Here is a 9,194-nt window from a genome sequence, read left to right on the forward strand (position 1 = left end):
GACGCCTGGTACGTCCTCCTCCCTGACGGCACGATGAACAAGGAAGCCGCGGCCATGAGCACCTCCACCCCGGCGTCCTGATGCGACGGCGACCCGTCCCCGCGGGCAGCGAAGCGCATCGCCCGGACGGGTCGCCGGTTCTCGACAGGCAAGGACGGAAAGGGATGACCGGCAGTGATCGCAGCAACCGAGATGAGGGAGCGCGCCGTGGCGCTTCGAGGCGGTGAGCACTGTGCCCCGCCCCGTCGATGAGCTCCTGGCCGCGCTGTACGAGAGTCACGGCCCGGCGTTGCGGCGCTTCGTGCAGAACCTCACTCGGAACGCGGCTCTGACGGAGGACGTCGTGCAGGAGACGATGGTCCGGGCCTGGCAGCGCCCGCAGGTCCTCGAACGCGACGCCGACGCCGCTCGCGCGTGGCTGTTCACCGTCGCCCGCAACCTCGTCATCGACGACGCCCGCTCCGCTCGGAGCCGACGCGAAGTGCCGGCGAAGGACGAGGACGGCGGCGGCGCCGTCCCCGATCGCACCGACGCGGTCCTGGACAGCATCCTCGTCGCCGACGCTCTCGCATCGCTGTCGGTGGAGCATCGTCAGATCGTGGTGGACGCGTACTTCCTCGGACACACCGTCCCCGAGATCGCCCGCCGGCACTCCATCCCCGAGGGAACAGCGAAATCCCGATTGCACTACGGACTGCGCGGACTGCGACTGGCTCTGCAGGAAAGGGGCGTCACCCGATGAACGACCACCACGGAAGCTCTGCGACGGAGGACGAGTACCGCGACTGGGACGCGTCCTACGTCCTCGGCGCTCTCCCCGCGGATCAGCGACTCGAGTACGAGCAGCACCTCAGCGGCTGCGCGGACTGCCGCGCGGCCGTGGCAGAGCTGGCAGGACTGCCCGGCATCGTCGGTCGCCTCTCCGTCGAGGACGCTCTCGCCATCAGCGCATCGGACGACGGCGACGACGCGCCGCCGTCGATGGTGACGCTGCCCGCCATCGCCCACCGTGTCCGGACGCACCGACGTCGGCGCCGGCTGGTGACGTCCCTCGCCGTCGCGGCCGCCGTCACCGCCTCCGTCTTCGGAGGCGTCGCTCTCGGCACGGGCATCGCGGGCGCTCCCGTGGCGAGCGAGGCGACCCTCGAACCGATGGACCCGATCGCGGCCGATCCCGCTCTCGCTGCGGACATCCAGGTCGAGGGGAAGCCGTGGGGCACCCGGCTGGAGTGGAGCTGCACCTACAGTGGTGACGCGCCCGCCGACGCGGAGTACGAACTCGTGATCACCCGCACAGACGGCAGCACGACCACCGTCGCCACCTGGACGGCGGCCGGGAAGCGCGCCGTCGACCTGGCGGCATCCACGGGCATCGCCCGGTCGGAGATCACCGGCGTCGACATCAGGGTCCGCGGCACGAACTCCCCCCTCGTCCGCACCGACACCTGAGACACCATCCACCCGCAGGAGACACCGACACTGCCCGCGGTGCCGCGGACACCGGACAGGAGCAGACCATGAGCACCGAGACCACGCCGCTGCACATCACCCGCGAGGGCCCTAGAAGCTTCATCGGCCGCAACGCGCGAGGAGCCGAGGTCCGCATCGGCGGGTCGGAGGCCGACGGTGTGTTCTCGCCCGGCGAGCTGCTGCACCTCGCCCTCGCCGCCTGCGGCATGCTCTCCTCGGACCACATCCTCGCCAGCCGGCTCGGAGCCGACTTCGAAGCGACCACCGACATCACCGCGACCAAGCCCGAGGGTGAGGACCGCTACGACTCGATCACCGCCGTGATCCGCGCCGACCTGTCGGCGCTCGATCCCGAGCGGATCGCCTCACTGTCCGAGCGCACCCGCCGGGCGGTCGACCGTCAGTGCACCGTCGGCCACACGCTCGAGCACGGCGCGGCGTACACCGTCGACATCGTGGACGACCAGGCCGTTCCCGTCAGCGGTCCGCGGACGGGGACCGTCTGAGATCAGCGCCTCATCGGTCACGAGGACCGGTGCCGACCGAGCCGCGGACGTCTGCCTTCGGTGCCGTCAGTCTGCGACTCGCCGACCGGATCCGAGACGATTCGCGAGGCGGAGCGCGTTCACGGAGCGGAGGTGCTGGTCGGCGCGGTGACGTCCGTTGGCCGGTGAGGGGTGCGGTGCCGCGAGGACGGGGACGACTCGGGGATCATCGCGCAGGGTCAGGTGGCGCATGACCCCGTCGAGCGCCACGGTCCCGTAGGTGACGACGGCGTCGAGCGCGGGCAGCAGCTCCAGCAGCTCACCGAGCGCGAGCCGGCCCTGCTCGATGTCCGCGGGGCGGATGCGGCCAGGGATCTCCCACGGGATGAGGTTCCATCGGAGGTAGTGGTCGCGGGGGAGTCCGGACTCGATGCGGGCCGCCCGGAACGCGGCGGCGGTGGGCCCGAGGTTGTCTTCGCTGCAGACGGCAGCGGATCCCGCGGCGATCGTCCGAGGGCCGGGTGACTGCATCAGCACCAGGACGCGACTGGCGGTGCCGCCGGAGCGGGGATCGAAGCCCGGAACGAAGCGTCCGGTCGCGTCCGCGGTACTCCGCCAGGTCTCGGCGAGGGCGTTCAGGGTTCGGATGTCCACGATGGTCCTCGATCCCGGTCAGGCCGGTCGCGGTGGTGCGAGCAGGGTGCCGCGGATCACGGAACCGTGGAAGGTGCGGGCGGCGACGATGATCCACGCGGCGACCAGGCCGACGTAGTAGAGCACGGCGAGGCCGGCGACGACCGTGAGACCGGAGTGCAGGGCGAGGCCGTTCAGTCCGGTGACGCAGGTGCCGACGGGGAACGTGAACGACCACCACGTCAGACTGAACGGCAGGTGCTCCTTCGCGGTGCGGAGGGTGATCGCGAGGGCGATGACGGTCCAGAGCAGCGCGAAGCCGAGCATCGCGAAGCCGTACACCAGAGCCACGACCAGCAGCGCACGCGCTGTGCCGGCGTCCACGACGGTGGGCGCGTTCGAGGCGAGCAGATTCACAGCGGTGATCGACTGTCCGACCGGACCGAGGACGATCCACAGTGTCGGCACCATCCCCGCCGCTCCGACCTTGTGCTGCGCGAGCCGGTTCCAGATCAGGGTGATCACCACCAGCGACGCGATCAGGCTGAGGCCGAAGAAGCCGTAGCAGGACCACAGGAGCGTCTCCCGCGCTTGCCCGGCGGGCGCGTACGGCAGCAGCAATGCGCCGGTGGAAGCGGACACCATCGGCGGAACGATCGGCATCAGCCAGCCGCCGAACGCCGAATCGGGCTTGTTCTCATGCCGGGTGAACGCGAGGTAGGGCACCAGGACCGCCGTCACCAGCCCGCCGAGAGTCCCCGCGGTCCAGAGCACCCAGTCGATGGTGACAGCGGCGGGCAGGCCGATCCAGTCCTTGCCGAGGAGGAGGGTTCCCGCGCCGACGGTGAGAAACGCCATGGGAGGCGCGCCGTAGAAGTGCGAGAGGACCGGATTCAGGTGGTGCCTCATCGCTGTAGCGCGGTAGCGGACCCAGTGCAGCCCGGTCGCGACCGTCAGCGCGACGAGCAGCAGCGCGGCGATCGCCCAGACGACGGTGGCCCCGGTACGCAGTCCGGGGAACTGGAGTGGCAGGGACGCGGCGGCGACCGCGACGATGCCGGTGCCCATGATCGACGCGAACCAGTTCGGCGTCAGGTTTGACACGATCAGTCCCGGATGCTCCAGCTCCCGGAACAAGCGCCTCGACCGCGGAGAATGCCCGATCGAGGAAGATGCGCGGGCGGGGGAGAGAGTTGTCATGACTCCAGCCTGAGCATCGCCGTCCCCAGCCGATACAGCGATCGTGTTGGCGGGGCACAATGAGTGCTTGTGGCGACGCGGCGATTGACGGATCGGATCCTGGATCTCGACACGCTGGAGGTGCTCGAACGCATCGCCGAGGCGGGCTCGCTCTCCCGCGCTGCCGAAGCCCTCGGCGTCACCCAGCAGGCCGTCTCGGCGCGTCTGCGGGTAGCGGAGCGCGCCATCGGGCAGCCGCTCGTGCGCCGCTCTCCGACCGGGTCCCTGATGACCGACGCGGGCCGGCTCGTGCTCGAGTTGGCCGGCCCGGTCCTCGAGGCGTCCCGCCGCCTCGAGGCGGGCGCGGCGGCACTGCGACAGCCGACCGGCTCACTGGTCCTCGCGGCGTCGCAGACGATCGCCGAACTGCTGCTCCCACGCTGGCTCCTCGAATTCCGACAGCGCGCACCCGAGGTGAGTGTGCAGCTGATCGCCGGCAATTCAGCCACGGTCACCGAGCTCGTGAGATCCGGTGCGGCGCAGCTCGGATTCGTCGAGACACCGGCGTCCACGGCCACGCTCTCCTCTCACGTGGTCACGGAGGACGAACTCGCTGTCGTCGTAGCACCGGACCACCCCTGGGCACGCGCGGCGAGTATCAGCGCCGAGGACTTGGCCGGCACCGCACTGCTGACGCGAGAGGAAGGCTCCGGCACCCGGACGACCCTCGAAGCATGGCTCCACGACGCCGGGCTCGCACCCGCGATTCCCGCCGCGATCCTTGAGACGACGGCGATCATCCGAGCGAACGCCCGCGCCGGCATCGCGCCCGCAGTCATGAGCATCCTCACCGTCGAAGCAGATCTCGCCGCGCGCTCACTGATACGAGTGCCCCTCCGCGGACCAGCACTCGTGCGACCCCTCCGCGCCATCTGGTCCGATCGCATCGGGTCGTCCGCGGCGGCGTTCCTGGAGATCGCGCACGAGATGCGCTGACCGGTGCACGGCTCGTCGCAACGCCGATCACGCCAGCGGCCGTGTCAGCTCGAGCTGCAGCGATCCGGTCGATCTGCACACGGCGGCACGGACGTCATGTCGCGGTGATGGCGAAGAGCCCGCCGATGCCGACGGTGTAGAGCGCGAGCACGATCAACGAGTCGACCCCCATGCCGGCGATGCGGCGGGTGGGTCGGAAGATCAGTCCGACGACGTAGACGAGGGTGAGCAGGGCGGCGAGAGCGGTGAGGTAGATGTCGGACGAGTTCGCCTGCGGGAGGACCGCGGTGCCGGAGAGGACGGTGGCGACGAGGAACAGGACGGGGAGAAAGGCGTTGCCGCCGAAGATGTCGCTGATGGCGAGGTTGTCGTCGCCCTGCTTGATGGCTTGCAGCCCGGTCGAGATCTCGGGGAGGGAGGTGGCGAGAGCGAGCACGGTGGCTCCGAACAGCACCCCTGAGAGACCGAGCTGCGAGGATGCCGCGTCACCGGCGCGCTCGAGCACGACACCGGCGAGGAGGGTCGCCGCGGCGGAGATCGTGAACACGATGGTCGCCTTGCGTGTGCTCATCGGGTGCGTCTTCTTCTTCGCCGGGGATGCTGTCGTGTCGGGGGCCCGCCCGTCCTCGTGCCAGGGGAGGTGCTTGCCGGAGCGCTGCACGAGCAGCAGCCCCACGACCCAGAGGCCGGCGATGAGGACGACGTCCGGGGTCAGGCGCAACACTTCCAGTCCGGAGGGCAGCTGGCTGCCGGCGATGACGACGGCGAGCACCGCGACGACCACGAGCCCCTCGAGCACGAGTGTGAGGGACGCGGCACGGTAGGTGAGCGGCTTCGCACCCTTTCCGCGCTTGCCGAACAGGTCGAGGACGACGAGGACCACGGTCTGCAGTGCGATGCCGCCGAGGATGTTGCCGACCGCGACGTCCAGGTTCCCGGAGAGCGCGGCGGACACGGTGATCGCGATCTCCGGCAGGTTCGTCGCGACGGCGAGGACGATCAGACCGCCCAGCGCACTCCCCAGGTGCAGACGCGCGTCCAGAACGTCCGTCGCCTTCGACAACTGGATGCCGGCGATCCACACCACTGCGGCGGCGGCGAGAAAGATGACGACGAGAACAACGAAGGGCAGACCATCCATGCAGTGAGTGAACCGCGCCGACGACGATTCGAGACCCCCTTGCGCCTGGGCTGCTTCTCACCGTCTCGCGCGCGGTGGTCTCCGTGGTGATCGGTTCGACCGCGTGCCATCCTCGACGACACCCCGATCGTCGGGTCGAGCGTGATCCCGCCGTTCGTTCCCGAGGCGCGCTTGGTCAGTAGCAGCCGATCCGGGTACGCCGCAGCGTCCGCGCGTGTACGCGCGGGCCGCTGGCGGGGACCAGACCCGGGAGGAAGGCACCGGTGTCGCCCGCAGTGCATCTGCGACACTCCACTGGCTCCAGCGGACGGCGACCTGACTGCAGGTGCGGGCGGGGCGGCGCGGGTGCACACTGATATCAACGCAGTGCGTTCCGGCGGTGGGGCTCGCCGGACCCAACCTCGACGACGTCGACAACAGTCCCTATCTCTGTCAGTGGTGTGCGCGGAGATAGGAGCAGCTGTGATCCGTACGGCGTCACTGTTCTCCGTCCGAGCGCACGAGGATCGGAAAGGTGCGCGTGATGGCTGAGGACGCGATCGTGGTCGGGGTGCAGGCGGATCAGCCGGAAGCGGTGATTCAGGAAGCGCTGCGCTTCGCCGTGCGTTTCGGGGGGCGGTTGGAGTTCGTGCAGGTGGACACGGGCCGGTACGTCATCGACGGGCAGTTCGGAGAGGATCCGCTGGTCGAGCGGTCGATGCCGTTGGATTCGGATGCCGCCGACAGCAGCGAGGATCCGTTCGATCCTGCGATCCTCGAGCGGCTTGACCGGATCGTCGGTGACCGTGTCCCGTGGCAGACGCATCAGATGGCCGGTGACGTTGCACACGCTCTGGCGACGCTCGCGGACCGTGTCGATGCGGTCATGATCATTGTCGGCACGAAGGAGCCGTCTCTGCGTCGAACCGTGCAGGAGGTCTTCTCCGGCGCCGTCGGCGCCCGTCTCGCTCACCGTCAGCACCGGCCGGTCCTCATGATCCCCCTCTCCCCGGACGATGATTCGGAGCCGCTGCCCTGGTCCTGACCGAGGTGCGGGCGTAGGCTGACGGCAGTGGTGATGGATCCCGCCCGAGCGTGAGCTCGAACTGCCGCCGAGGCTGATGGTTCCTACCTTCTCGATCAGAGACCAGGTAGGTGACCCATGCCCGCGCATCCCCCGCTCGTTCTCGTGCGCCACGGTGAGAGCACCGGCAACGCCGACGGTCTCTTCTGCGGCGTCCTCGACGTTCCCCTCACCGACCTCGGACGTGACGAAGCGCGACAGGCGGCGACGCTGCTGAGGGACGCATCGATCGACCCCGATCTGATCCTCACGTCGACCCTGCAACGCTCCACCGAATCGGCCCGGATCATCGCCGGCGCCCTTCCAGGGCGGCCGCGGATCGTCGCGGCCCAGTGGCGGCTGAACGAGCGCAACTACGGAGCGCTCACCGGCCTGTCCAAAAGCGCCGTCAGAGCCCAGTACGGGGCCGACGCCTTCCTGGAGTGGCGCCGGTCGATGGACGTCCGCCCGCCTGCTCTGTCCGCCGCCGCCTTCGCGCAGCTGCACAGGTCCGCGGCGTTCCGTGGGCAGCCGGCCGAGGCGATGACGGAGACGGAGTCGTTGCGCGACGTCGTCCACCGACTGCAGCCGCTCCTCGCGGAGCGCATCCTGCCCGCCCTCGAGGAGGGCGAGACGGTGCTCATCGTCGGGCACGGCAACTCCCTGCGCGCGCTGCGCGCCCTTCTCGAGGACCTCGGCGATGCCGCGGTCCGCGATCTGAACATCCCGACCGGTCAGCCGTACCTGTACGACACCGGGCCGTCCGGGACACCGATCTCGAGGAGCGGACGCTACCTCGACCCCGCAAGAGCCGACCGGGCGGCGATCACGCTCGCCCACGAAGGAGGAACCTGATGAACGCCTACATCAGCCACACCCGCACCAGCATCCACGGATCGGGCGAGTACGTCACCCACCCCGCCGGACACCCGCTGGTCATCACCGACGTCGCCGCACGGCAGATCCTCGACTCCCGCGGCTTCCCGACCGTCGCTGTAACCCTGCGTCTAGACGACGACACCGTCCTGGACGCCTCCGCCCCCGCGGGCGCCTCGACCGGCGCGTTCGAAGCGGTCGAGCTGCGCGACGGCGGCCCCGCGTTCGGCGGACGCGGAGTCCGCTCCGCTGTCGCGGCCGTCGACGGCGAGATCCGCGCCCTCCTGCTCGAGCACTCCTGGACCTCGCTTCGCGAGATCGACGAAGCGCTGCGAGCACTGGATGGAACCGCGAACCTCGCCCGCCTCGGAGCGAACTCCGTCGTCGCCGTCTCCATCGCGGCCGCCCGCGCCTTCGCAGCGCGCACCGGCCTGCCCCTGCACCGGTGGATCGCCGATCACACCGGGGCGACCGCCTCCCTGCCCGTCCCGCACTTCAACGTCATCAACGGCGGCGCGCACGCCGCGAACGGCCTCGACTTTCAAGAGTTCATGATTGCCCCCGTCTCCGCCGGCACCGAGGAGGAGGCAGTGCAGATCGGCGCCGAGATCTATCACGCCCTCGCCGCCCGCGTCCGCACCGCCTACGGCACCTCCGGGCTCGGCGACGAGGGCGGCTTCGCGCCCCCCATCGACCGGCCCGAAGACGCCCTGGACCTCCTCGTCGCAGCGATCACCGACGCCGGATACCAGCCCGGCACCAGTGACATCGCGATCGCGATGGATCCCGCCGCGAACGGCTTCTTCCACGGCGACGGCCACTACACCGTCGCCGGCACCGACCTCGATCGCGACGCACTCGCCCGCTACTACGAGAAGCTGATCGCCGACTACCCGATCCGCAGCATCGAGGACGGCTTCGCCGAGGACGACCACGAGGGCTGGGCCCTCCTCGCCCACACCATCAGCGACCGGGTGCAGCTCGTGGGAGACGACCTCTACGTCACCGACGCCGACCGCATCCGCGACGGAGCCCGCAACGGCTACTCCAACGCCGCACTCATCAAGCCCAATCAGATCGGCACCGTCACCGGCACCCTCGACGCGATCGCGGCCGCGCACGACGCCGGCATGCGCTGCATGGTCTCCCACCGCTCCGGCGAGACCCTCGACACCTTCATCGCCGACCTCTCGGTGGGAACCGGAGTCGGGCAGATCAAATCCGGCGCCCCCGCGCGCGGTGAGAGGGTCGCGAAGTACAACCGCCTCGTCGACCTCGAGCACCTCGACCCCACGCTGCACTACGGCCTCACCCGGTCGCTGATGGTGTGGGCGAGGAGGGCCCAGCCCTCGTGGTCGTCCTCGGCGAAGCC

Annotated in this window: 10 protein-coding genes and 1 riboswitch; of the genes, 7 read left to right on the forward strand and 3 right to left on the reverse strand. The window is 69.9% G+C overall.

Annotated elements, in window-relative coordinates; all coding sequences use genetic code 11:
• Nucleotides 1-232 precede the first annotated feature (232 nt).
• From C5C27_RS15400 to C5C27_RS15410, 3 genes are all read left to right on the forward strand, one after another.
• Nucleotides 233-742, forward strand: a complete 510-nt coding sequence (locus tag C5C27_RS15400) for a sigma-70 family RNA polymerase sigma factor (protein ID WP_056865923.1) — start codon at nucleotides 233-235, stop codon at nucleotides 740-742.
• Nucleotides 739-1,449 (forward strand): anti-sigma factor, encoded by a 711-nt coding sequence (locus tag C5C27_RS15405; protein ID WP_104277729.1) that lies wholly within the window; start codon nucleotides 739-741, stop codon nucleotides 1,447-1,449. Before C5C27_RS15400 ends, C5C27_RS15405 begins: the two co-directional genes overlap by 4 nt.
• A 68-nt stretch (nucleotides 1,450-1,517) precedes the next feature.
• Nucleotides 1,518-1,976: an OsmC family protein gene (locus C5C27_RS15410; RefSeq protein ID WP_104277730.1), complete on the forward strand. Its 459-nt coding sequence runs from the start codon at nucleotides 1,518-1,520 to the stop codon at nucleotides 1,974-1,976.
• Nucleotides 1,977-2,042: 66 nt separating this feature from the next.
• Here the strand turns inward: C5C27_RS15410 and C5C27_RS15415 are convergent, their stop codons facing one another.
• A complete protein-coding gene (locus C5C27_RS15415; RefSeq protein WP_258066812.1) occupies nucleotides 2,043-2,609 on the reverse strand; it encodes a uracil-DNA glycosylase family protein in 567 nt (188 codons plus the stop codon).
• An 18-nt stretch (nucleotides 2,610-2,627) separates the two neighbouring features.
• Nucleotides 2,628-3,692 carry a TDT family transporter gene (locus C5C27_RS15420; protein WP_258060519.1) on the reverse strand — a complete coding sequence of 355 codons (1,065 nt, stop codon included), beginning with the start codon at nucleotides 3,690-3,692 and terminating at the stop codon, nucleotides 2,628-2,630.
• A gap of 216 nt (nucleotides 3,693-3,908) precedes the next feature.
• On the opposite strand from C5C27_RS15420, the gene C5C27_RS15425 reads away from it, so the two are divergent.
• The gene (locus tag C5C27_RS15425) at nucleotides 3,909-4,763 is read left to right on the forward strand and encodes a LysR family transcriptional regulator (protein ID WP_374953345.1); all 855 of its coding nucleotides are present in this window, start codon (nucleotides 3,909-3,911) and stop codon (nucleotides 4,761-4,763) included.
• A 94-nt stretch (nucleotides 4,764-4,857) separates the two neighbouring features.
• Here C5C27_RS15425 and C5C27_RS15430 read toward each other — a convergent pair whose 3' ends face one another.
• A complete protein-coding gene (locus C5C27_RS15430) occupies nucleotides 4,858-5,904 on the reverse strand; it encodes a sodium:calcium antiporter (protein WP_104314848.1) in 1,047 nt (348 codons plus the stop codon).
• A gap of 523 nt (nucleotides 5,905-6,427) precedes the next feature.
• Here C5C27_RS15430 and C5C27_RS15435 point away from each other — a divergent pair.
• The 3 genes from C5C27_RS15435 to eno form a co-directional block, all read left to right on the forward strand.
• Entirely contained in the window at nucleotides 6,428-6,928 is a 501-nt protein-coding gene (locus C5C27_RS15435; RefSeq protein WP_146079716.1) for a universal stress protein, read from the forward strand.
• Nucleotides 6,929-6,948: 20 nt separating this feature from the next.
• Nucleotides 6,949-7,021, forward strand: a riboswitch (Fluoride riboswitch).
• Nucleotides 7,022-7,045: 24 nt separating this feature from the next.
• Nucleotides 7,046-7,801, forward strand: a complete 756-nt coding sequence (locus C5C27_RS15440) for a 2,3-diphosphoglycerate-dependent phosphoglycerate mutase (protein ID WP_104277736.1) — start codon at nucleotides 7,046-7,048, stop codon at nucleotides 7,799-7,801.
• On the forward strand, nucleotides 7,801-9,194 hold a 1,394-nt coding region (gene eno / locus C5C27_RS15445; RefSeq protein WP_104314849.1), incomplete at its 3' end, for a phosphopyruvate hydratase. The genes C5C27_RS15440 and eno, both read left to right, overlap by 1 nt.

Origin of the sequence: Rathayibacter sp. AY2B7 (assembly GCF_002931635.1) — a bacterium.
Lineage (GTDB): Bacteria > Actinomycetota > Actinomycetes > Actinomycetales > Microbacteriaceae > Rathayibacter.